Source organism: Lyngbya aestuarii BL J (assembly GCF_000478195.2).
GTDB lineage: Bacteria > Cyanobacteriota > Cyanobacteriia > Cyanobacteriales > Microcoleaceae > Capilliphycus > Capilliphycus aestuarii.
Map to the genome: position 1 here is coordinate 1 of NZ_AUZM01000044.1, position 23062 is coordinate 23062.

26 protein-coding genes are annotated in these 23062 nt (G+C 41.4%); 9 read left to right on the forward strand and 17 right to left on the reverse strand.

Annotation, left to right across the window (positions count from 1 at the left end):
• The first annotated feature begins 198 nt into the window (after positions 1-198).
• Both M595_RS17645 and M595_RS17650 read left to right on the forward strand, forming a co-directional pair.
• Entirely contained in the window at positions 199-1515 is a 1317-nt protein-coding gene (locus tag M595_RS17645; protein WP_023067780.1) for an ABC transporter ATP-binding protein, read from the forward strand.
• A gap of 154 nt (positions 1516-1669) precedes the next feature.
• Positions 1670-1843, forward strand: a complete 174-nt coding sequence (locus M595_RS17650; RefSeq protein WP_023067748.1) for a CAB/ELIP/HLIP family chlorophyll-binding protein — start codon at positions 1670-1672, stop codon at positions 1841-1843.
• A gap of 248 nt (positions 1844-2091) precedes the next feature.
• On the opposite strand, the gene rpoD is transcribed toward M595_RS17650, so the two are convergent.
• Positions 2092-3267: an RNA polymerase sigma factor RpoD gene (rpoD, locus tag M595_RS17655; RefSeq protein WP_023067764.1), complete on the reverse strand. Its 1176-nt coding sequence runs from the start codon at positions 3265-3267 to the stop codon at positions 2092-2094.
• A 315-nt stretch (positions 3268-3582) separates the two neighbouring features.
• Here rpoD and M595_RS17660 point away from each other — a divergent pair, with 315 nt between their 5' ends.
• A complete protein-coding gene (locus M595_RS17660; protein WP_023067763.1) occupies positions 3583-3786 on the forward strand; it encodes a hypothetical protein in 204 nt (67 codons plus the stop codon).
• A 351-nt stretch (positions 3787-4137) separates the two neighbouring features.
• On the opposite strand, the gene M595_RS17665 is transcribed toward M595_RS17660, so the two are convergent.
• Positions 4138-5022, reverse strand: coding sequence for an ABC transporter permease (locus M595_RS17665; protein WP_023067743.1), 885 nt, complete (start codon positions 5020-5022; stop codon positions 4138-4140).
• A gap of 211 nt (positions 5023-5233) precedes the next feature.
• On the opposite strand from M595_RS17665, the gene M595_RS17670 reads away from it, so the two are divergent.
• Positions 5234-5749, forward strand: coding sequence for a type IV pilin-like G/H family protein (locus M595_RS17670; protein ID WP_052001803.1), 516 nt, complete (start codon positions 5234-5236; stop codon positions 5747-5749).
• On the opposite strand, the gene M595_RS17675 is transcribed toward M595_RS17670, so the two are convergent.
• The 14 genes from M595_RS17675 to clpS form a co-directional block, all read right to left on the reverse strand.
• Positions 5746-6261: a hypothetical protein gene (locus tag M595_RS17675; RefSeq protein ID WP_023067769.1), complete on the reverse strand. Its 516-nt coding sequence runs from the start codon at positions 6259-6261 to the stop codon at positions 5746-5748. The two genes, M595_RS17670 and M595_RS17675, sit on opposite strands and share 4 nt — an antisense overlap.
• A gap of 213 nt (positions 6262-6474) precedes the next feature.
• On the reverse strand, positions 6475-6804 hold the full coding sequence (locus tag M595_RS17680; protein WP_009785946.1) for a heavy metal-binding domain-containing protein: 330 nt from the start codon (positions 6802-6804) through the stop codon (positions 6475-6477).
• A 92-nt stretch (positions 6805-6896) separates the two neighbouring features.
• Entirely contained in the window at positions 6897-7511 is a 615-nt protein-coding gene (locus M595_RS17685) for a Coq4 family protein (protein WP_023067737.1), read from the reverse strand.
• A gap of 731 nt (positions 7512-8242) precedes the next feature.
• Complete coding sequence (locus M595_RS17690) at positions 8243-8473, reverse strand: photosystem II protein, Psb35-related (protein WP_023067733.1); 231 nt, start codon at positions 8471-8473, stop codon at positions 8243-8245.
• A 236-nt stretch (positions 8474-8709) separates the two neighbouring features.
• Positions 8710-9789, reverse strand: a complete 1080-nt coding sequence (locus tag M595_RS17695; protein ID WP_203419104.1) for a Gfo/Idh/MocA family protein — start codon at positions 9787-9789, stop codon at positions 8710-8712.
• Between the two features lie 186 nt (positions 9790-9975).
• A complete protein-coding gene (locus M595_RS17700) occupies positions 9976-10326 on the reverse strand; it encodes a phenylpyruvate tautomerase MIF-related protein (protein WP_023067734.1) in 351 nt (116 codons plus the stop codon).
• A gap of 57 nt (positions 10327-10383) precedes the next feature.
• Positions 10384-10863 (reverse strand): flavin reductase family protein, encoded by a 480-nt coding sequence (locus M595_RS17705; protein WP_023067752.1) that lies wholly within the window; start codon positions 10861-10863, stop codon positions 10384-10386.
• Positions 10864-11002: 139 nt separating this feature from the next.
• On the reverse strand, positions 11003-12145 hold the full coding sequence (locus M595_RS17710) for a M14 family zinc carboxypeptidase (protein ID WP_023067762.1): 1143 nt from the start codon (positions 12143-12145) through the stop codon (positions 11003-11005).
• A complete protein-coding gene (locus M595_RS17715) occupies positions 12146-12568 on the reverse strand; it encodes a hypothetical protein (RefSeq protein WP_023067758.1) in 423 nt (140 codons plus the stop codon).
• Positions 12569-12608: 40 nt separating this feature from the next.
• A complete protein-coding gene (locus tag M595_RS17720; protein WP_009785955.1) occupies positions 12609-13013 on the reverse strand; it encodes an NIL domain-containing protein in 405 nt (134 codons plus the stop codon).
• A gap of 316 nt (positions 13014-13329) precedes the next feature.
• On the reverse strand, positions 13330-14292 hold the full coding sequence (locus M595_RS17725) for a lysylphosphatidylglycerol synthase transmembrane domain-containing protein (RefSeq protein ID WP_040484298.1): 963 nt from the start codon (positions 14290-14292) through the stop codon (positions 13330-13332).
• 8 nt (positions 14293-14300) lie between these two features.
• Positions 14301-15281 (reverse strand): glycosyltransferase family 2 protein, encoded by a 981-nt coding sequence (locus M595_RS17730; RefSeq protein WP_023067749.1) that lies wholly within the window; start codon positions 15279-15281, stop codon positions 14301-14303.
• Between the two features lie 241 nt (positions 15282-15522).
• On the reverse strand, positions 15523-16317 hold the full coding sequence (locus M595_RS17735) for a CPBP family intramembrane glutamic endopeptidase (RefSeq protein ID WP_023067735.1): 795 nt from the start codon (positions 16315-16317) through the stop codon (positions 15523-15525).
• 193 nt (positions 16318-16510) lie between these two features.
• Complete coding sequence (clpS, locus tag M595_RS17740) at positions 16511-16792, reverse strand: ATP-dependent Clp protease adapter ClpS (RefSeq protein WP_040484294.1); 282 nt, start codon at positions 16790-16792, stop codon at positions 16511-16513.
• Positions 16793-17069: 277 nt separating this feature from the next.
• Between clpS and M595_RS17745 the strand changes: the two genes are divergently transcribed.
• A complete protein-coding gene (locus M595_RS17745) occupies positions 17070-17594 on the forward strand; it encodes a DUF3172 domain-containing protein (protein ID WP_023067782.1) in 525 nt (174 codons plus the stop codon).
• On the opposite strand, the gene M595_RS17750 is transcribed toward M595_RS17745, so the two are convergent.
• On the reverse strand, positions 17591-19021 hold the full coding sequence (locus M595_RS17750) for an AMIN domain-containing protein (protein WP_023067775.1): 1431 nt from the start codon (positions 19019-19021) through the stop codon (positions 17591-17593). The two genes, M595_RS17745 and M595_RS17750, sit on opposite strands and share 4 nt — an antisense overlap.
• Positions 19022-19214: 193 nt before the next feature.
• Between M595_RS17750 and M595_RS17755 the strand changes: the two genes are divergently transcribed.
• The 4 genes from M595_RS17755 (at position 19215) to M595_RS17770 (ending at position 23059) form a co-directional block, all read left to right on the forward strand.
• The gene (locus M595_RS17755) at positions 19215-19772 is read left to right on the forward strand and encodes an NUDIX hydrolase (RefSeq protein WP_023067784.1); all 558 of its coding nucleotides are present in this window, start codon (positions 19215-19217) and stop codon (positions 19770-19772) included.
• An 86-nt stretch (positions 19773-19858) separates the two neighbouring features.
• Positions 19859-20689 (forward strand): NAD-dependent epimerase/dehydratase family protein, encoded by an 831-nt coding sequence (locus tag M595_RS17760; RefSeq protein WP_023067742.1) that lies wholly within the window; start codon positions 19859-19861, stop codon positions 20687-20689.
• A 36-nt stretch (positions 20690-20725) separates the two neighbouring features.
• A complete protein-coding gene (locus M595_RS17765; protein ID WP_023067783.1) occupies positions 20726-22231 on the forward strand; it encodes a hydroxysqualene dehydroxylase in 1506 nt (501 codons plus the stop codon).
• Between the two features lie 177 nt (positions 22232-22408).
• Positions 22409-23059: a Uma2 family endonuclease gene (locus tag M595_RS17770; RefSeq protein WP_023067779.1), complete on the forward strand. Its 651-nt coding sequence runs from the start codon at positions 22409-22411 to the stop codon at positions 23057-23059.
• Positions 23060-23062: the final 3 nt, after the last annotated feature.

Below are 23062 nucleotides of genomic sequence, written 5' to 3' on the forward strand. Positions count from 1 at the left end.
TTATCTGATCACCAGTGAAAATCGTATTGTGCGTTTTGCGGTTGATGAAGTCAAGCTTCAAAATGAGGAGGCTACAGGCAATCGTTTATTTAAACTCAATACGGGAGAAAAAATTATTGGGGTTCGTGATCCGTTATTGCTTCATCATCCTTAGGAACTAATTATTGGGTTGAATTGGGTTAACTAAGTATAGAACTGATGGCTCAGGTTGTCTTAGAAAATATTTATCAAACGTTTTCGTCTTCTATTCGAGTTCAAGCAAACCGTTATCGTCTCGAATCGGATGATCATGAACAGGTTTCGACTTCTGAGGGGTTAATGTCTTCTGGGGCAGTTCTCCGACGGATTAACCTGACGATCAATGATGGCGAATTTATGGTATTAGTCGGGCCGTCTGGGTGTGGGAAAAGTACGTTATTACGGTTAATTGCCGGGTTAGAATCGCTCACGGGTGGCAATATTTGGATTGGGGAAACTTTGGTGAATGGTTTACCCCCAAAAGCCCGAGATATTGCGATGGTTTTTCAAAATTATGCTCTTTATCCCCATCTCAAGGTTTATGATAATTTGGCGTTTGGGTTGCGACGAATGGGGGAAAAGTTAGGGGAAAATCAAGACTTGATCTCGGAGAGTAATCAGGATTTTTCGGTGATGCTCAAACGCTTTGGGGAGGAAGCATTGGGGGTGATGACGCGATCGCTAAAACCCGGTTTGCGTTATCGTTCGGCGCAGGAAAAGGCAATCGCGGCGAGAGTTTTTGCGGTGGCGAGGTTATTACAGATTGAATCGCTTTTGGATCGATATCCTAAGCAACTTTCGGGAGGACAAAAGCAACGGGTGGCTTTGGGACGGGCGATGGCTCGTAATCCCCAGGTTTTTTTGATGGATGAACCTTTATCGAATTTGGATGCGAAATTACGGACAGAAACTCGCGCTCAAATTGTGGAGTTGCAACGTCAATTGGGAACAACGACGATTTATGTGACTCATGATCAAACGGAAGCGATGACGATGGGTTCTCGAATTGCGGTGATGAATCGCGGTCAAATCCAGCAGGTGGCGAAACCCCTAGAGTTATATAATCGTCCGGCGAATCAATTTGTTGCTGAATTTATTGGTTCTCCCCCAATGAATTTTTTAACGGTTCAGTTTTCAGCGCCGTTGTTGATTGTACATCCTTTGTTTCGTATGACTTTACCGGAGCAATGGGGTTTTAATCTTAAGGCTTATCAGGAGCAATCGTTAATTTTGGGCGTGCGACCCGAACATTTAAAAATCAGTTGCGCCGCTCCCAGAAATCTCCCGGTGAAGGTGGAACGAATGGAGAGTTTAGGACATGAAACTCTCTTATCGGTTCGTCCCTATTCCCGCGAGAACGGTGCTTTTTCTTTACTCCAATTACGGGTTCCGGGGGAGGTGTCGGTGAGTCTCGGGGAAAAGATTTGGATGGCGATCGCCATTGACCATATTCACTTATTTGATCCTCAGACAGAACTGGCGATTTTCCCTCGCTAGTTCCCCAGATAGAGAGACTAAACAGATGAGCCTGTTTAATCTGTTCCTTAGGACTTATATATCAGAAAATCGTCTCATTTCCCTTGCACTTTCTTTACAATTTAGTTACATTTATTTACAGAGAGCAATTAGTTTCAAGAAAGGAGATTGCAAAATGGAAACTCAAAATAGTATACCCCAAGGTCAAAATCGTCAACAATGGAACTGGGGCTTCACCGCTGGAGCAGAAACCTGGAATGGTCGCCTGGCGATGATCGGCTTTATCTCTGCCGTAATTATCGAACTGGCTTCCGGACAAGGTGTATTACACTTCTGGGGCTTGATGTAAGCTAGAGCAATGGATAATTTGCATAGAGAGTTGTGCAGTTGTCCATTACACTAGCCTAGATCTTAAGAGAGGCTTTAAGTTAGCTAGATTTAAAGCGTAGAGAGATTTTAACACGACTTGGGGGTTTTATGTAACTCTCAAGTTTTTTATTGACCCAGACTTGAGAATTTCCAGAAAAAATAAGGGCAAAGCGGAAAACTTCGTCCTGGCTTTGCCCATTCACGCCTTAGATAGCCTTAACGAAACTACTAGCGAATGTACTCTTTTAAGATGCTGTTGCGATTAGGATGGCGCAACTTCCGTAAAGCTTTCGCTTCAATTTGACGAATTCGTTCACGAGTAACATTGAAGATTTGACCAATTTCTTCAAGCGTCTTCATGCGACCATCGTCTAAACCGTAGCGCAACCGTAAAACATCACGTTCACGAGGACTCAGCGTATCTAAAACACTTTCGAGATCTTCACGCAGGAGGTTTTTAGAAACCTGATCTTCGGGGGTTTCACCATCCGACTCAATAAAATCACCCAGACGAGAATCTTCTTCTTTACCAATGGGTGTTTCTAGAGAGATGGGCAATTGAGCCGATTTAGCAATAAACCGCAACTTCTCAATCGTCATTTCCATCCGAGTGGCGATTTCCTCTTCCGTGGGTTTGCGACCCATTTCTTGGGAGAGTAATTTCGTTGTCTTTTTGATGCGAGAAATGGTTTCATACAAGTGAACCGGAAGCCGAATTGTCCGAGATTGATCGGCGATCGCTCGGGTAATGGCTTGACGAATCCACCAGGTTGCATAGGTACTGAACTTGTAACCTTTTTCGTGGTCAAACTTCTCAGCCGCCCGAATCAATCCAAGACTTCCTTCTTGAATCAAGTCTTGAAATGACAAGCCTCGGTTCATGTACTTTTTCGCTATCGAAACCACCAAACGCAGGTTTGACTGCACCATCTTATCCTTTGCTCGTCTACCTAAGAAAAGACGGCGACGAAACTCAGGCAATGCCATGTCAACAGCACTCGCCCATTCTCGGTCTTCGGGTTCACAATGGTTATGTTCGACGAGTTTTTCTCGGATGCGCTCTAACTCTAACAAATCTGCAATTCGACGAGCTAATTCAATTTCTTCATCAGCTCGTAACAATCGAATCCGACCTATTTCTTGGAGGTAGAGTCTAATCGAATCCTCCGTATAGTGTTTTTTCTTCGCCTGAGTCCGACGTCGTGACTTAGCAACTCCTTCGGACTTGCTTTCATCTTCTTCATCAGACTGAGATTCAACATAGTCTTCTTCTTGAGAGTCGTCATCTTCAATCAAAAGATCTAGCTCATTTCCCGGTTGGGTTCGGGTTGATTTTTGAAGAAGTTCGATCGGTTCCATCTCCGGCTGAATGGGGGTTGCGAGTCCGTTGTTCGTCTGGATCATGCCGCGTTCCTCATGCTCCTCAATGCAAGAATCAATCACTGTAAACAATTAGTAGTTTGTCTATTTCTAGACAGTTTAGCCAATTCTAACCGCAATTACGGTTTGATGAGAATGTTGCCAATATTTGAGTAAACTCGACTTCACTCAAATTTAGACATTCAGTATTAGACAACACCAATTGGTGTTCGGACAATTGCAGTTAGACCTTTTCGATTGTAGCCTCTCTCATTCAAATTGCACGGCCTCACTACAAGTTCAAGGTTTTTACTGGGATTAAAAGTTGGAAATTCCTCAGATTATGCTTGTTTGGTCTGAGTGTTACACACCTTTAGCATTTTTGGGCTAACCGCTTTCATTAAAGCGGTAGGGGTTGTAATTGCTCAATACCAACTGGCTTTTACCTTTGGTCTGACAAGACAATTTTTCAGATTTTTCCTTTCTCAGGAAATAGCTGAAGCCTCAATGGGCATTTTAGCTGTGATTATTGGTTTGGGAATGTTTGATGATCTTCGACTGTAGATTTTTCAGCCTCCTCCATCATGTTAACCCAACAGAGACAGTTTCTTCAGCTCACCCAGCCTATTGACTGAGGAATGTGAATTGATCTTCACAACTTTTAAAAGAAACCATTTGAACGTAAGTCCTTTTTTGTACGTTAACTCAAATCTCAAAAATTGGAGCCTACTCTAATGTTAAATCAAGTTAAGCTATTGACGCCATCTTCTCATAATTATTGAGCAAGTTGTTATATTGTTTTAATATTCAACTTGTAAATCTAAAGATCACAGAAAATATACATTTCTTTACAGGAAGTCTGCTAGCAATTAAGCTCTTATTCAGGGAAAACACCAACTCTAGACCGCATCACACCTAACGTTGATTTCTCAGTCGGGGGTTAACCCAATCATTCAATCCTTCTCCCACCAACGATAACCCCACAACCATCAATGTCAGGGCTAACCCCGGAAAAAAAGCAGTCCACCAAATCCCCGTGGGCAGTGCCTCCAACGCCAACCGTAAATCATGGCCCCATTCCGGTGTTTCTTCGGGGAGTCCCAACCCCAAAAATCCTAAACTCCCTAAAGTTAAAATCGCATCCGCTGCATTCAACGTAAATAAAACAGGTACACTTTGGATCACATTGAGAAACAGGTAACGCGATAATACCGTCCAAGTATTCGCCCCCATCGCCTGCGCCGCTTCAATAAACAACTCCGTTTTGACACTGGTTGTATGATTGCGAACCACCCGATAATATTGCGGTACATAAGCAATACTCAAAGCAATCGCCGCATTGAATATCCCTCGCCCCACCACAAACGCTAACGTAATCGACAGCAATAGTCCCGGTAAGGTATACACCGCATCCATCAAAAACATTAACCCTCGGTCTAGTTTCCCCCCGAGATAACCACTCACTAACCCCAGAGGTACCCCAATCACCAAACTTAACCCTGTGGCGAGTAACAGCACCTTCCACGCCGCAGCAGCGCCAAATAAAGTTCGAGAAAACACATCATAACCCTGACGATTGGTTCCAAACCAATAGTCTAGTCCTGGAGGTTCGTGAATCGGGTTTGACAAAAACTCTGTTGGACTTTGTATCCATCCCCAAGCCAAAAACACCGGAGACAACAACACAATTAAAATAAAAACCAATGTTATCCCCAAACCCACTAACATCATGCGAGTTGAGAGATTGGGTTGTTTCCAGAGGGTTAGAAATTCTAAAAAACGAGATTTAGCCGCCGTCATTGACTCTAAAACAGATGAGTTCGGATTAATTGTCTCACAAATTCATAAATTTGCAGAAGAACACCGATAGGTAATTAGAAGGGATGGGAGATGGGGAGACAGTGACCCGTTTACTGAACTCTAAAGATCTCAGAAATAAATGTTGAGGAAACTGTAGTGAAATTCAACTCCAGGCTAGAGCTTTTTGTTTAGACTTCTATTTTAACGAACAATGAACAGACTTAAACACCGCTTTGAGTTAATAGACTCAATATCTTCTGTGTGGAAAATATTTATTTTTTCTCCCTTGTTACTAACAGGATGTCAACTGAGTATTTCTATTCCTGAACTAGAAGAAATGTCTCCTTTTGAGAGTAGCAATCAAGCGTCTTTTGTGATGCAAACGATGACGGCCGGACAACAAGCCTATTATGAAGTCAATGGTCAGTTTGCCAGTTCTCTAGACAGTCTTTCTGTTGATCTAAATGTCGAAACGGGAGAATATAGTTATCAACTGGTCACTGTGGGAGACTCTGCTCAAACTGTTGTGATGACAGCCGCCGCCAAAACAGGCGAACTTCCCAGTTATGCAGGCGTGGTTACAGTCGGACAAACGGAAGGGGGAGTTATGGCGTTTGCGAACATCTGTAAAACTGATGAACCGTCAACTGTTCCTCCCCCGCTTTCAACGACACCTATTCCCGGTGAGGGGTTACAATGTCCTCCGGGTTCGAGTCCCGTACATTAAGCTAAAACAAAATCAACTTCATCTGCGCCATCTGTTTCGCCTTGGCCAGATGCGATTTTTTCGCCATTGACTTCAACTGCAAAAGGTGTGTCTTCTAAACCCGGCATATTGTAGTCGGTTTTATCGGGTGTATATCCGACACTCGCAATCATTTTACGGCCGGCATCCGTATATTGAAATGCCATCATTTGGTTTTTATCTTGCTTATTGTCTCGCGCCCAAATGACCATATATTGTCCACCTTGGTAGTCAAAAACTTTAGGTGAACGAGTGGGTACATAACGACCCGGATCACCAAAGCTAGCATCTAAAAATGATTGTACCGAATCATCTTGAACAACAGCATAACTAACTTGCTCAGGGGGAGTTTCGGCTTCATCAACATCTCCTTCACTTTCGTCTGGAGCTTCTTCTTTATTACGGTTTTTGAAGTAATCAACTGCCATTTTTGTTCCAACTGCACCGACGGTAGCAATACCTGCACCAGCAAGAATGTTGCGAAGTCTACTCATAGTCTTTTTCGAGGATGTACAATGATATTGTTGGGATTGATTTCAACCAACTCAAGAATTGTATCAAACTTTGCAGAAAAAATCGCTGTTTTCGTAGACGAGGGCTTTAACTAGAGAGGCTGTTTGCAGTTGTCGAGTGGAGTTTGGTTGTGAACAGTCTGAAATCACTTCCGATCAACTTTTTGTAGGGGTCAGGATTAAATAAATTTGGGCCTATGGATTATATTTGACTGCGGTTCCACTCGCCGCCACCATCAACATACTTCCACCGCCACTGGAGTTAATCGTTTCATAATCTAAATCGATCCCAATAATCGCATTTGCCCCTAATGCGACTGCCGCTTGTTGCATTTCTTTGATAGCGGTTTCTTTGGCTTCACGCAAGGATTTTTCATAACCGGCTGACCGTCCACCCACCACATCTCGAATACTGGCAAAAAAGTCTCGAAAAACATTAGCCCCTAAAATTGCTTCTCCGCTAACAATTCCACAATATTGGGTAATCTCTTTACCTTGGAGTGTGCTGGTTGTCGTTAAAATCATAAGTTTTTTTAAACACCCATTAAATCCTTGTCTTTATTTTAAATTTTGAAGGGGGAGATTGTCAATCGATTCAGGAGAAATGACAAAATGTTTCAACTTAATTTTTTAATTAATCCTAACTCTGCTTTAATTTCAGTTAAGGGTCTTTCCCAGTTTTCCTCGAAGCGATAATTCAATAAAAATTGGGCAAGATTTCCTAATTCTCGACCGCGACGAAGGTTCTGAAAAATTTGCGGAATTTGTTGAGGGGCTAAAATTGGATAAAGTAGTCGCGCTATTCTCAGCGAAAGTTTTAAACTAGGGCTGTAGTTTTGTTCCGCAGCAAACGCTAAAACTCCGATTTCTCCAGCATAACTGGTATCAAAGCCTAGCAATACATGAAAAATATCATGGGTGATGGAATACCGCAGTGAAAAAACATTATTTTCAGCAATTTTGCTGACATATTGACTAATTTCAAAAGGCTGAAGATGGTTAGATTTAATATGTTCAGCGTACTGATAGCCTAAAGTTTGAGGTGGAAGTTGAATCAGTTTTTCTAAGTCAATCTTGGGATGATAACCAACCACAGACTGCATTTTTGATTCAAATTTATGATTGAGTTTTACACCAAACGCTTCTGCTTTGAGAATGGCAACATCTCCTAAGTAATCTGTATTTTTGGCGATTTTAAGAACGTGAATAAACGGTTTAATTTTAATTCTCATTTTGCTCGTCTCCTGTGAATTATAAATTCAATTTAAGTCCAATCCAATTGTTTTCTATTTATTTTACTGTTGAGCTAGAGTAACTGTTTGATCAAATTTGTTTAACAGTCGTTCCGAGAGTTTTTACTGACCGTTAAAAATTTCGTCAGCAATAACAATTTTACTAAATCTCATTAATCAGGATATAATTTCCATCATTTAAGGTCTGAATTTATTGGCTATCATCAATAATGCCGCTCAAATTAGGATTAAATCCGGGAAAATCAGAAAGTTAAGCAGGTATCATTAACTTTAGATTCTCAAGGGTTGGAAATAATTTAGGTCAACATAAAAAGCAGCCTAATAATAGACTGCTAAAGGGAGAGATTTGAAACCGTTGTTGTTTCTAGGAGAGAAGAAACCTATTTCATACCACCGTGAATTAAAACAAGTTTAAAAAAATAATTGAAATTAAAGATTCAAAGCGAAAGAGTTTAAGGTAATTACCGAGCAAGTTTAATACTCTGAAAGTTCCTTTTAACAGGCGACAACAGATGTTTTGACTTGAGGTAAATCTATCTCCAACATAAGTGTACTTCACCCCGTTAGGCTGTGACCTCAGTCTAGATTTGCTGTGATATCCTTCATTCCACCCAATGAGAGATATCACAACCTAGTCTCTAAGACCTTTACTCTATCCTCAGCAGGCTGTAAATGCCGAGATGAGGGGCTACACTTTTGTTGTTGCATTTTTAGAATGTGTTGCTAGCGTAGGCATCTAAAGCATAAGCCGGAACACGTTCGTTATAGTCAATTTCTGCACCTGTTACAGACTGAGCAATTTGTTCAAAGGAATCATTGTCCCAGTTGCGTTGGTGAATGGGCTTGCTTTGTTCGCCTCGGAAGTAAGCCATTGTACCGATAACGGCAGCAGCAGCCCAACCTGCGATAAATAGACCCGCTAATGCGATTAAGTAAATCATGTATGTTAACTCCTTAACTTTTGTTAACTTATGTAAACTAATGTAACAGAGTTTTACCGAGACTGTCAACTCGACTTGGTAGAGAAAACCGAATAATGATGTCGGAAAACCGAAAGATGGCTATTTCTAGTAGACATAAACAACAAAGAGCGGGAACTCTGTCCCGCCCTTGATAAAAACCTTGAGATTACCCTATAGTATTGAAAGATGCTTCTGACTTCTAGTTGCTGCCTTCTTTAATTGACACGAACGGCCGAAGAATTCAAATGATACTCTAGTTCTTCTAAATTCCAAGCTTGACCTTCGAGGGCCATTTGCTCAATTAAACTTGCCAAGCGTAAAGCCTTGAGAGCCTGTTCACCGCCGACAGAGGGTTGATTCCCTCCCCGAACGCAGTGAACAAAATGTTCTAACTCCGCGTGTAAAGGTTCAATATTACTCGTGTGAACTTTCTCAATCAATCCATCCTGACGGTAAAGAACCTGACCATAGTCTGTTACATAATTTGCTGTCGTTTGACGATGAATCAGAATTTCATTATTAAGAAAATCAGCTTCAGTCAGAGAACTTTTACAATGAGCAACAATAGAACGCAACTTACGATGAGTCACTTTACTGGCAATTAATGTAGCAACAATCCCGTTAGCAAAGCCTAGTGTTGCCGTCACATAATCTAAATAACCCGAATCTGCCGCCCGACTCCCACTGGCTGTAAGTCGCACCACAGGAGAAGCGACCAACTCGAGCAACAAGTCGATATCGTGTATCATCAAATCTAAGACCACAGAGACATCGTTAGCGCGATTCGAGTAAGGACTCATCCGATGGGCTTCTAAAGCCAGTAATTCCTCGGTTTTAAGGACTTTACTCAACTCTTGAAACGCCGGGTTAAAGCGTTCGATGTGGCCTACTTGTAAAATCCGTTGATACTTAGCAGCAGCATTGACCAAAGATTCGGCTTCAGCAATACTCGCCGCAATCGGTTTCTCAATTAAAACATGAACCCCCGCTTGTAAACAGGTCATCCCCACAGAGTAATGTAAACGAGTGGGAACCGCGATACAAACGGCATCGACGTGTTCGAGTAAATCCTGATAATCTTCAAAAAAATGAACTCGATACTTGCTAGCAGTATCTAGCCCTCTTTCTACATTGATATCCGCAACACCCACCAACTGGACATCCTTGAGTAAACTCAGAACTCGGGTGTGATGTTGTCCCATATTACCAACCCCAATCACCCCAATTCGTAGGGGGTGTGGCTGGCTATGGTTTCCCCTACCCGTTAAATATCCCTCTGACATCCTATTGAGCATCCCTGGACTCTCCTCCACCACAGGCTATAGGCTTGTATCGCCTACTGAATAAGTCGTGCAAATCCATCCAGATACTATCACAGCCTCTTACTTTGTAAAGAATTTCTAAGCCCGATTGAAGTTCCTCAACAGTCGAAATTTTTGACATCAGAGAGAATTGAGGATTTTTTGTCTTGATTTCTCACCCTAGCCAAAGGTTGTTCCATTCCAGCCCCACAGGGTTCCGGGAGCATTCGCAAATTCAATATAGATGCGATTGACTGGAATATCCAAAGCTTTATTGATGGTTTGACAAAAATCGGCACTCATCGTCTTGGTTTTACTCTCTGGTAAGCCAATACTTTTAATTTCCATGTAACAAACGGGGTCTGTTGTCCCGGCGAAGGTCATGGGAATATTGGGTTCAAAAGCTGTCATCACATAGGATTCGGGTTTTCCTAAATGCTTGGCCAAGGACGCTGAGAGGCTTTTGAGTAGGGTTTCAACTTCCGACTTTTCGGGTGTTGAAACTGAGGTTTGAACTTTGATTAAAGGCATAGTTTAAGTTTTGAGAGGTAGAGAACTCATTTTTGAGGGGTTAGGAATGACTAATTTTTAACCGCCATAGTTCCAGCCTGTACTCTCTAGGGATAGGATTTCTCCGTCTCGATGTACGCCTGCGGCAATAACTTCGCCCACAAAAACGGTATGATCTCCTTGAGGTACGCTACCGACAACCCGACATTCTACATAACCCAAGGAGTCGGAGATGATTGGACAGCCTGTTTCTCCTTCGTAGAATTCTACGTCTTCAAATTTGTTACCGACTCGACGTTGAGGTTTGAAGAATTTTTGAGCCATTTCTTTTTGGCCATCTTCTAGAAAACTCAGAGAAAATACTCCACTGGCTTCTATCATGGCGTGGGATTTTGAGTCTTGTTTGACACAGTTGACGACTAGCGGTGGTTTGAAGGAGGCTTGCATCACCCAACTGGCGGTGAAACCGTTAACTTCTTCGCCGTCTTTGACTCCGCAAATGTACAGGGCGTGAGGAATTTTGCGGAGTATTGTGGTTTTGGCTTGTTCGTCTAGCAAGGGTTTGTCTGTTGTGAGTGGTTTTACACGATTTAGTTTACCAATCTTCTGTACCGCATCGCCGATATCTCTCAATGTTTGTCACCCATCGAAAAATACTGATGAGTAGATACAAGTATGAAGCTATTTTCATCTATCTTTAGGTTGAGACTTGTTCCATAACGGATAATACATAGTCACATTGATTGACGGTGTGATTGGTGGAAACATCAAAAATGACTCCGCTTGATTCGGCTTTGATGTCTATAATTTGCGGTAAGTTTTCGGTTTTGTTAAAGCTGAGAATTTGGTAAAGGGTTTCTCCTGTTTTGACTGAACTTCCAAGTTCAACTCGATTTTGAATCATTCCGCCTGTGGGTGCATAATATCGTTTAGCCTGGCTTTTTAGGGTTAATTTTAAAGGATGATTTGAAGTTGCAGGTAACGGAAATTCATCTAGGTTTAAGAGTTTCTTACAGGCTAGATAGTTTTTGATACCGCGAATTCCTTTCTCGACTGATTCGGGATTCATTTTCATTCCTGAACCGAGTTCTAATGTCCAGGATTCGATCTCAAATTTAACGGTTTTTCCCAGAGAGGATAATTGCTTTTCTAGGGCTAACCAGGGTTTGAGAAAGGCTTCATCGAAAGCATCTCCATCGTAGTTGTTCATTAAGATTCCATAATCTAATAAGAAGGCTTTTGCACTTTCTTCTCGACTCTGAAAACAGTATAAATAATCAATTGCTTGATTGGTAGAACTGTGTAGATCAATCACATAATCTGCATCCAAACAGAGAGATTGTAAAATCGTGCGATAAGATTCTGAATAAGACGTTTGACTTTGATTTTTTGTGGTTTGAATTAAAGTTTGAAACTGTTCTAAGATTTTTTGGCGATAGTTTGTCTGAATTTCTGGTAAACTTAAATTTTGTTGCGATCGCGCAAATTCGGCGATATCGACTTCTGTTTTTTCATAGTCCCAAAAAATACGATTCCAGTCTTTGCCATCATAACTATTGTAGCGGCCAGAGGAGAAATGATGGGCGCGTTGATTGACTCCGAGAGGATTACAAACGGGAACCAGCCAAATTTCACCCATGAGTTGAGTTTCATCTAATTTGATCAAATCTGCAATTAAATGATGAATAACGGCATTTCCGCTAATTTCAGCCCCATGTAAGTTTGACTGGATATAGGCTTTTTTTCCGGGTTTTGCGCCTTGAAACTTGTAAACTTGGAGAGATAAATAATCGCCAGAAGCGAGTTTGATCAGTGGAATTGTTGAAATTTTAGGTTGCATTTAATTTTCAATAAAATAATGAATTCCTAGTCCTAATCCTAAACCCAACAGAGAAGTAATTAACAGTATAAAAAAAGCAGACCAATTTTTAATTCCTAAAGTTTGCAGTTCCATCCTAACTAATGTAGTTGCAGAAAGAATTAACAGAATTTTAGCAAAAGTGTTTAAGTAGGTGGCAATCACAACAATCAGAAAAGAACCTAATAGTATAGAGATAAAAGTCCCAACATCCGTTTTAAACCACTTGACAATAGGCTTTTGCAACTGATTGATCGGAGTGGTAAATAATAAACACAAAATCACAATACTTGTAATAATGGCTCCCAATTCATAGAGATTTATTTCCGCTTCAAACAGCGTCCATCCAAAAGTGATATAAGTTAAAATCAAAAGAAACAAAGAAAACCAAGTCGCCTTTTTCACGTTTCAATTTCCATAATCTCATTGAGAAGATATTTGACGCTTAAAGATTTGTTGAAATTGCCTGTACTGGACAAGCAGAAATACATTGTTCACAAACAATACAGCGTGAGCGAGTAAAGGTTAAATAAAAGGTATCCGAATCAAGGGTTAAAGCTTCAGTCGGACAAACCCCTGTACACAAACCACAATCGACACAAATTTCTTCATCAATGAGAATTTCTCGTCGTTCTAACGAAACCTTAATATTTTTGGATTGCATCCAATCAATAGCCGCTTCAAGTTGATCAATATCTCCGGATAATTCTACAACAAGAGTGCCAATTTGATTCGGTGTAACTTGAGCGCGGATAATATTTGATGCTACATTAAAATCCTTCGCCAGTCGATAGGTGATCGGGACTTGAACGGAAGTTCGAGGAAATGTCAGCGTGACTCGTTTTTTCATCTGATCAATAGGGAAAACATTGCTATGATCATATCATTGACTCCGGAGATTTAGCAGTGGACTCTAGCTCTAATTGTTGGACTATAGAAGAAGCTAAAACATTGTGCTAGCATAGATGCAGCCCTTTCTAAGTGCCAAGCACTTCAGGTCTAATTATGCCTGAGTTTTGAGATCAAATATTCCATATTCAATTTGCCACAAAAGCTGTTGTTTCAGGAAACAGTTTCGCTAACTCGGTCAGGGGAGGATGCCAATAGTAGAATGCGGAGGTTAAAAGCCAAGCAATACGAAGATTTTTCATTACTAAATAACTACATTAATGTCTAAAAAAATTAGATTTAGATCCCTGACGTGCTAGAGTGAGATACTGTCCTAAAAAGGGAAGCCCACCCAGTGCAGGAAGGAAATAACGGGAGGTACAGAGTAAACCCAAAGCTGCGGCTGTTGTAGCATCAAAATAGGGTTGATAAAGTAAGACTAATGCAGTGTCGCGAGTTCCAACTCCAGCAAAGGTTAAGGGTAATAATCCGGCTAAAATTGCTAAGGGAGAAAGGGCTAAATTTACCCAAAATGGAGTCCAAGCATTTAAGGCAAGTATAAAAAACCAGATTTGCAATAAATGGAGAAACCAAATAAAAATAGAAGTTGCACTAATTTTCAACAGTTGACCTTTATCACTCCAAAAATAATCGTGCATCTCTCCCCAAGAAATTTGGAGGCTTTTGAGCTTTTCTCCCATTTTTTTGGATGCCATTTTTCGGCAAAACAAGAAAAAGGAATCAGCAAGTTGACGATATCCTAAAAGTAACACTCCAGCAATCAAGCCCAGACTAACACCGATGGTCATTGTCCAGAATAAGAGATCTTTCTCAGGATAAACGATTAACCCTAGAACACACCATAACAAGAGTGATAACAGATCGCAAGTCTTTTCAAAGACAACGAGAGATAAAGATAATGATCCCTTTAAATGTCCCCGTTGCTGCATGAAGTAAGCCTTGACAATATCCCCCATTTTCGAGGGTAAGATCATATTCAGTACAGAGGCCGCTAAAATTAAACGATTCGCCTCAGTAAATCTCAAACTTGTTCCCTGTGGCATGAGTTGTTGGAGTCGCCAAGCTGTGATCATAGTAATCGGAATTACCATTCCTAAACTAATCACCATCCATTGGCGATCGCAATTTTGAAAGATCTCAACTAAACCAACACGATCAATTTGGGAATAAAGAATAATCAAAATCCCCAAACTGATGACGATAGAAATAAGCCGCTTGATCACTGCAATTAATCCGTATTACTTAGATTTTGTTTAGATTTTGTAAACTTTTCAAACTCAGATCTTCGTAATCGTAACTGCACATCTTCTAAAATTTTTCGGTTAACTGCCATGACATCAGCCACTAAACCAAACATCCAAAGTTGGAAGCCAATGATGATTAAAATTGCCGCTAAAATCAAGCTCGGTGTTCTTGCTCGGGTCATATCTTCAAAGAATAACACGAGCCAACGCACACACAACAAAAATCCTAAAGTAAAAGGAATACTCCCAAAGACCGCAAAAAAACGTAACGGCCTGTAGGTCATAAAAATGCGTAAAATCGTGAAAATTGACTGTTTAATATAAGAGGGAATACTTTTAACTAAACGAGAAGGTCGTAAATCGGGATTAGTCCGAACCGGAACCGAAGTAATTGCAATTCCCTTTTGTCCAGCCTGAATAATTGTTTCTAGGGTATAAGTATATTCATTAAAAACATTAATTTGCATTGCCGCGTTGCGACTAAACGCCCGAAACCCGCTTGGTGCATCAGGAATATTAGTGCTACTGGCTACACGAACCACCCAACTTCCGAGTTGTTGCAAGAACTTTTTACTCGGGGAAAAATGTTTGATTTGGCGAATAGGTCTAGCCCCGACCACAATTTCTGCGTAACCGAGTAAGATTGGCTCAATTAAACGGGGAATATCTTCGGCACAATATTGATTATCGGCATCGGTATTAACAATAATATCAGCACCCGCTTTGAGACTGGCTTCTATTCCGACCATAAATGCTTTTGCCAAGCCTTGATTGTATTCAAAACTGACAATGTGATCAACCCCGCAAGTCCGAGCGACATCGACTGTGCGATCTAGGCTACCATCGTTAATGATTAGCCATTCTACGGTATCAATACCGGGAATTTGACGGGGAAGTTGGGCAAGGGCAATTTCCAGGGTTTCTTCTTCGTTGTAGCAAGGAATCTGGATAATGAGTTTAGGCATTCCTCAGTTTTAAAGAAGGATTGGGTATCGCAGTTGCGATCGCTAAGATACTTTTAACCCTTACTTTCACTTTTGTCTAGCTGCTCGACACCAATGTTCTCAAAAATGATTTGAGCAAAAGCTTCAGCCGAATTCTTCGGGTGAATTTGTAAAGCCTTGATCAAGGCTGTCAGAATTTGGGGATTGCTTTTGGTAGACGGGCGACATAAACAGCCTGCGTTCAGTAGCCCTTTTTGGTGACTTAGAACTTGATGGCGATCGCCAATTTTCTGATGATTGTGGCGATCGCACTTAAAAACACCAATCCCATCAAACCTGCTAACGGATTTTGATCAATCCCGACAACCCAATCGGGAACTCGCCCCGAATATTGTATTTTTCCGCCGACACTGATGATATAATACCCCCAAACCAATCCGCTATGAAGCCCAATCGGTAAACCCAGATTTCCCTGAGTAATGGTTGTTTTTTTAGACCGGGGACTGATCACAGATTTAGCCCAAACGAAGATTAATCCGAGTAAGATTAAACCGGGAAATTGTGGCCAGGTACGGAGAATTTCAGCCAGAGGTTTAATAAAGTGGGCGATCGCATAGATAATACTACATACCCAAGCTGCAATCCCATAGGAATAGTCTCGCTGAAGTTCATCTAGCAGCCATCCCCGGAAGAATAGTTCCTCGGCGAACCCAATCCCCAAAGCGATCGCCAGTCCTTCTAAGATTACTTGGGGAAATTGTGTAACATCAGGATACCACGCTAGCCATCCCAGTTGAGCTTCTAGGGCAAATAAACTGAGTAAACTCAAACAACCCCAACTCAGTCCCGCAATCAATAACCAAGTATTTTCAGGGTTTAGACGTAAGCCGTAGTGTTGGAGAAGTTTGGGTTGATGATCAATCCATTTTCCCCAGAAACGTACTAATACAATAAATTCTACATATAGTAATAGCAGAGTAATAATATTAACGGTATTGGGATCATCCCCAAATAAATAAATGGGAACTGCTAACGGTAGCCACAACCCCAACAACATGAGGATAAACAGAGTCAGTCTTAGGGGAGCCGCAAACGTAGGAATTCGACTAAAATTAAAGTTCAAAGGATGAGAGCAAAATAGCGCAAATTAAGTGAGTCTATATAAATCTATATATCTATATAAATAGAATCACCCGGATCGATTTTCGGGAGTTAAAATGTTTCCGGGTGTTAAATTTGAGGCTGATTGATTATTCATCTGGCTCGATGGTACTGGTCAAGCCATGATTTTTCAGCGTTTCACAGTAGAACTCTGCGTGTTCTTGAGCGCAAGTAATCACTAAAGCCAGACCATTGGTATGAGCTTCCATCATAATGCTGACGGCTTGGGGTTGAGTTAAACTCGGTACAGTCTGGAGCAAGACCTGTACCACATACTCCATTCCATTAAACTCATCATTATGAAGCAATACGCGGTAACGCGGTGCGAGCTTACGGACTGTTGAACGCTTCTCAAGTGTTTCCACAGACACGGCTCTATCTCCTTATCTTGGGTTCCTAGTTCAAACTTTGTGTTTCACTTTACATAGTTTAATGAATCCTGGCAATCCCGACAAGGTGTTTACAGTTATTCAGTGACGAGCGAGATGCTTACACTCCCGACGTCGGGAGTCCCTATTTAGGGGTTGACGCACAGTTGAGTCAGCACTTGTTAAAATGACGGTAGGAGAGTCAATGGAACGTTAAGCCCAAAAGATAAGACTTTGTATTTGTTGTTCTTGATCAATTTTTTTCTGCTTAATAGCTGATATGAAACGTAAAACCCGCACATCCCCGGCTCGATCAACTTTTAACTATACGGCTTTAGCCGTGATTGGTGGTGTATTAATATTAGGGATTGGGATTGGAATTGCGATTAGTTCAACAACGACCTTTAGTCCTGAAAACGTCGCCTCTAGCCAATTTATTGATCGCAGCGCACCGAGTACCGAAACTTGTATTAAATTTGGGGCGAGTGCGATGGTTACAGATATGCGGGTTTTTGTGACGTTGAACCCGTTTAATGTTTACATCTCCCAACCCCGAATGCAGCCCGGTTGTGTTTTGCGGACGAGTAACTGGACTATTCTCAAAAAAAATAATCTGATTTCTTCTGAACAAGAACGGGACTGTAAACAACGGATGAACACGTTTGGGTATACGGGTGAGTTGGAGAGTAGTCCTGAAATTAGCTGTATCTATCAAAATAATAGTGCTGAGAACTTGTTCCTGTCTCAACCTGGAGGAGGAGGAATGACTCCTGCACGTCCTAGAGCAGAATCTGATCGGTTCTAGTCTTCCCGAATATAGACAAATTGCGATTGACGTAAATCTTCGCTCAGGCGCACTTCAATCACTTGATCCGGTTGTAACGTTGTCGGTTGGGGAGAGGTGGCTAAACCAACAGCCGCACCCCCAAGCGCACCCACCAACAAACCAACACCTGTAAAGCCTGTCAGCAAAAATAGCCCTAACCCGCCAATTCCGGTATCACGAAGAACGTTTTTGGGTTCGGGATCTAATCGACCGGGAATCCAACCGGATTCGGCTTGAATGGGAATGCTACGCCCTTCTAAATTAATGGCTTCGACTTGAAATCGACTCCCTTTGGAACTGGTTTCAAAGTATCCGACAATCGGCGTATCGGGCGGAATGATATAGTTTCCTTCCTGATCAACAATTCCACCTTGCAAGATTAAAACATCTTGTCGTTCCGGTTTATCTTTTAAGCGCACTTCATTGGGATTGGGATAACGAAGCGTCAGTTGAGTTCCCGCCGGAAGCAGGACACTGGGAGGACGTTGATCGATGGTTCTCGAAGAAATCGTGCTTTGAGGTTGGGAAGTTCTGGGTAACGGTTGACCGAAGGGAATGGTGCCTTCTGCGGGTGGAAGTGGATTGGGTTGAGCTTGAGTGGTGATAGTTGGAGGCGGAGGGGGGGGTTGAAATAACGGGTCGGTGAAAAATTCAACTTGATTTGTCCCTCCCAACGGAATTCGCACCGCTTCTATATCCGATGAGGGTACGGGTTGGGGATTGGGAATAAAGGTTTGATCGACGGTTTGAGGGGAACGAAAGCCGGGAGGTGGAGAAGTTGGCGTTTGAGGTGTTTCTTGGGTTTCGGTGAGTTCTAAATCTGCGGCTGAGTCGGAAGTGGTTTGATCAACTTGATCAACGCTGTCAACTGTAGCGGGGGTTGTTGTGGCTTGGGCGGTGGGGAATGTCGGTGCAGGTTGAGGACGATCTATAATTGTTGGACGTAATACCCACAGGTTTTCGACTCCAATCGGACGAAAATCGATTTCTTGTTCATCCAAAACCACACCTGGAGCAAAATTAATCGTTATTTGAGCGAGTTCGGGTTCGCTTTGGGTAAAACTAACTTGGCTGATGACTCCAGACTCAAAGCGCTCGGTGAGGTTAATTCCAATTTCGGTGTTGGGTAAATCGACAACTAAACGCGGAGGTTCTGTCCCCACCGACAAACGAGGTCGCACCCCTTCGGGAAGCAATACTTCTACAATACCTGTACTGGGGTCAATTTTCCAGTCTTCTAAAATCGCACCATAAACAGGTAAACTCAGGGTTGAGCTAGAGACCATAGCGGCTAGGGCAATTGTGCCGGATGTTCTTATTAACAGGCTACCATACAACACAGATACAACAGATGCGAAGCTGGAGTTGATTTGCTGAATTTTCTGTTTTTGTTTTCGGGTTTGCATGGTTCCTGTGTAAGGGTTAAAGGTTGAGCGATTTTTGATGAGTCATTCTGAGCATTTCTTATCATGTTTGAGGGCAAAATGCAAGCCAATCAAGGGGGTTTTATTCCGGTTGTAAACACCCCGAACAAACAGTTATCAGTGACCCGTAACAAGTGAATAGTTATTAATGTCATCCCCAACCCAATATTTAACGATGAAAAAAATCGCTAAGTGGAAACAATTAGAGTCTAAGCTGATAATCAACCATCAATGGTGTCGAGTCAGACAGGATACGGTTGAGTTACCCAATGGAATTATTATTGATGATTTTTTTGTAAATGTTCGCCCGGATATTGCTCTAGTTTTACCGATAACTCCTCAGAATGAAATTGTTTTTGTTTGTCAATATCGCCATGGAGTGGGTGAGGTTTTATTAGAGTTACCTGCGGGGAGTTTTGATCCCACAAAAGAAAGTGCAGAATCTGCGGCTACTCGCGAACTGACTGAAGAAACGGGATATATTGCCGAATCTATGGTCAAGTTAACCACATTATATGATAATCCGGTTAAAGATACCAATTCAGTTCATTTATTTTTGGCTTATAATGTTAAACAGGTACAAGAACGGCAGTTGGATATTACAGAAGATATTGAAGTTGTTTTAGTTCCTGTTCATCAAGTGATGGAATTTATTAATCAAGGTAAGGTTTGTGTTGCCGGAACGGTAGCCGCCTTGTTTTTAGGGTTAAACAAGTTAGGAATTTTACAATAGAAAAATCGAGGTTACAAATTAGATTCTGAAAAATACTCTCAAGCTTGCTATCATTAATAAAGTCTTTTAAGCAAGTGCTACTCTGTATGAATGTTGCGATTATTGGCTGTGGTTATGTTGGGAGTTCAGTTTCTCGCTATTGGAGTCAGACGCTTGGGTTAACGGTAACGGCGACAACAACGACTCCGCAACGGGTGGAAAATTTAGAAAAAATTGCTAACCGAGTGATGGTCGTAAATGGGAATGATCCAGAGGCATTAAAGTCAGTTTTGCATGGTCAAAATACTGTTTTATTGAGTGTCGGTTCCAAGGGTAGAGATCCGCAAGCCTATCAACAAGCTTACCAGAAAACAGCCCAAACCTTAGCAACAGTTTTACCTCAAGTTCCCGAAGTTAAACAGTTAATTTATACCGGAAGTTTTGGCTTATACGGCGATCAAAATGGTGCGACTGTTGATGAAAGTTCGCCCGTAAAACCCAGCAGCAAAAATCACGAAATTCTGTACAAAGCCGAACAAATATTACTCGAATCAGCCTCGGAAAATCTCAAAGTTTGTATTCTGCGACTAGGTGGAATTTATGGGCCAGGTCGAGAAATTGTCAAGATTTTTAGTCGAATGTTCGGGACAACTCAACCGGGAAATGGACGTTATCCGACGGCTTGGATACATCTAGATGATATTGTCGGCGCAATTGAGTTTGTTCGTCAAAATCAGTTAGAAGGAATCTACAATCTAGTCGATAATTCTAATCTCACTCGACGAGAGTTGATTGATTTAATCTGTGAAAAACATGATGTTCCTAACGTTACTTGGGATGTCTCACAACCGAATAATCGACCTTACAATGTGCGAGTTTCTAATCAAAAAATTAAAGAGGCTGGATATCAGTTTATTCATTCGCAAACTCTTGTTTAACTTTATAGAATCTGATCTCTACAATACTGATAAAATATGTCTGAAATACAATCTCCAAAAGTTATCGTTGTCGGTGCGGGTTGGGCAGGTTTAGGCGCAACTTATCATCTCGCAAAACAAGGTTATGATGTAACTTTATTAGAGGCGAGTTCCCATGCAGGGGGTCTAGTTGCGGGTTGGAAAACTCCGGGTGGACGTTCAGTTGAAGCGGGAATACATGGGTTTTGGTATCCTTATAAAAACATCTTTTCTCTAGTCGATGAACTAGGCTTAAAACCGTTTACCCCTTGGACAAGATCCGCCCAATATTCTCCGGCTGGACTCGAAGTTGAATCACCGATTTTTCAAGATTTACCGTACCTTCCAACTCCACTCGGAACGTTTATTTATACTCAATTTCAACGCCTACCGTTAAGTGATCGTCTATCTGCTTTACCGCTGCTTTATGCAGTTGTTGATTTTGATAATTCCGATCAAGCTTGGCGACGATATGATTGTATTACAGCCCGCGAACTTTTTAAACAATATGGTGTTTCAGCACGACTTTATAATGATGCGTTTAACCCGATGTTATTAGTGGGATTATTTGCGCCAGGTGAACAATGTTCTGCTGCTGCTGCATTAGGAATGTTGTATTATTTTATTTTAGCACATCAACCAGATTTTGATGTTGTTTGGTGTCGGGGAACGGTTGGTGATCGTATTTTTTCACCTTGGATAAAACAGATTGAACAATTAGGGGGAAAAGTCTTAACAAATCAACGGGTTACTGACTTAAGAGTTGATGAATTGGGTCAAGCTAAAGCAGTGGTTTGTGGGGAAGAAATCTTTACCGCAGATGCGGTTATTTTTGCAGTGGGAATTACGGGAATGAAGAAAATATTAGCTGGAAGTTCGGCTTTACAAAATCGCCCAGAGTTCCGAAATCTTAATAATTTGAATGCGGTAGATGTGTTATCAACTCGACTTTGGTTTGACCGAAAAGTTAATATTCCTCGCGCTTCAAATGCTTGTTTTGGGTTCGATACGACAACAGGTTGGACGTTTTTTGATTTGAACGCCTTACATGATGAATTTAAAGACGAACCGGGAACTGTTGTCGAAGCGGATTTTTATCACGCCAATCAATTTTTACCCCTCAGCGACGATGAAATTATCAAAATTGTTCAAGGTTATCTTACGACTTGTATTCCTGCATTTGGAGAAGCAAAAATCATCGATAAAAGTGTAGTCAGGTTACGACAAGCGGTAACACATTTCTTCCCCGGAAGTTATCAATATTTACTCTCTGCTAAAACCAGTTTTAAGAATGTGTTTATGAGTGGAGATTGGGTAATTAATCGTCATGGATATTGGTCACAGGAAAAAGCCTATGTTACGGGTTTAGAAGCTGCAAATTTAATCATTGATCAGTTTAAATTGGGTGAGAAAGCATCTATTATTCCGGTTCAAGCTGACGAAGAACACATTCAAGTTTTGCGACAAATGAACAAATCTGTTCGACAGGTTAGCCAATCCTTTTTCCCGAATCTTTGGCTGTAATTATAGAGAAACCGGGTTTCTAATAGATAATCAAGTTAATAAAATAACAATCCGATTCCATCGAGATAAATTTTAGAGGATAAATTATGTTTGAACTCGCAGAACGATTAAACCGACTCCAAAAACTGATTGATAAGCCAGAATTACAGGCTCTTCCGATCTGATCAAATCTTAATTATGGATGGCGTGAACTGGCAAATTTATGAAGGATTGTTGGAAACTTTACAAGATAGTTCTGAATTTCGAGTGACGTATTTAGAAGGAACTTTAGAAATTATGTCGCCCAGTCGCCGCCACGAGTCAGAAAAAAAGCGAATTGCATTGTTGCTAGAAACCTATTTTATGGAAACGGAGGTTGACTTTTATCCTCTCGGTTCAACGACATTTCGAGAACAGTCTATTTCAAGAGGAATTGAACCCGATGAATGTTACTGTATTAACTCAGAAAAATCGGTTCCCGATATTGCGATTGAAGTCGTTATTACTAGCGGTGCGATCCCGCGCCACCTGCGGGCGCTAGCGCAAACTCGCGACTTGGCGGTTTCCGTCGAGAGCGAAGTTTGCAAGAGAGGGAATGCGCACCAAGAGAGCGGGGGAATCAATTCTTTAGAAATTTATCAGGGGTTAAAAGTTCCCGAAGTTTGGTTTTGGCAAAAGGGGAAATTTTCACTATATTCCCTGCGAGAGAATGGCTATGAGGAAATTTATCGCAGTCAATTTTTACCCGAGTTAGATTTTGAACTTTTAGCAAGTTATATTCGGTCATCTGCAAAACCAAAGGATATTTTGTTAGAGTTTCGTCAGAGACTCAAAAATAGTAAAATATAATAA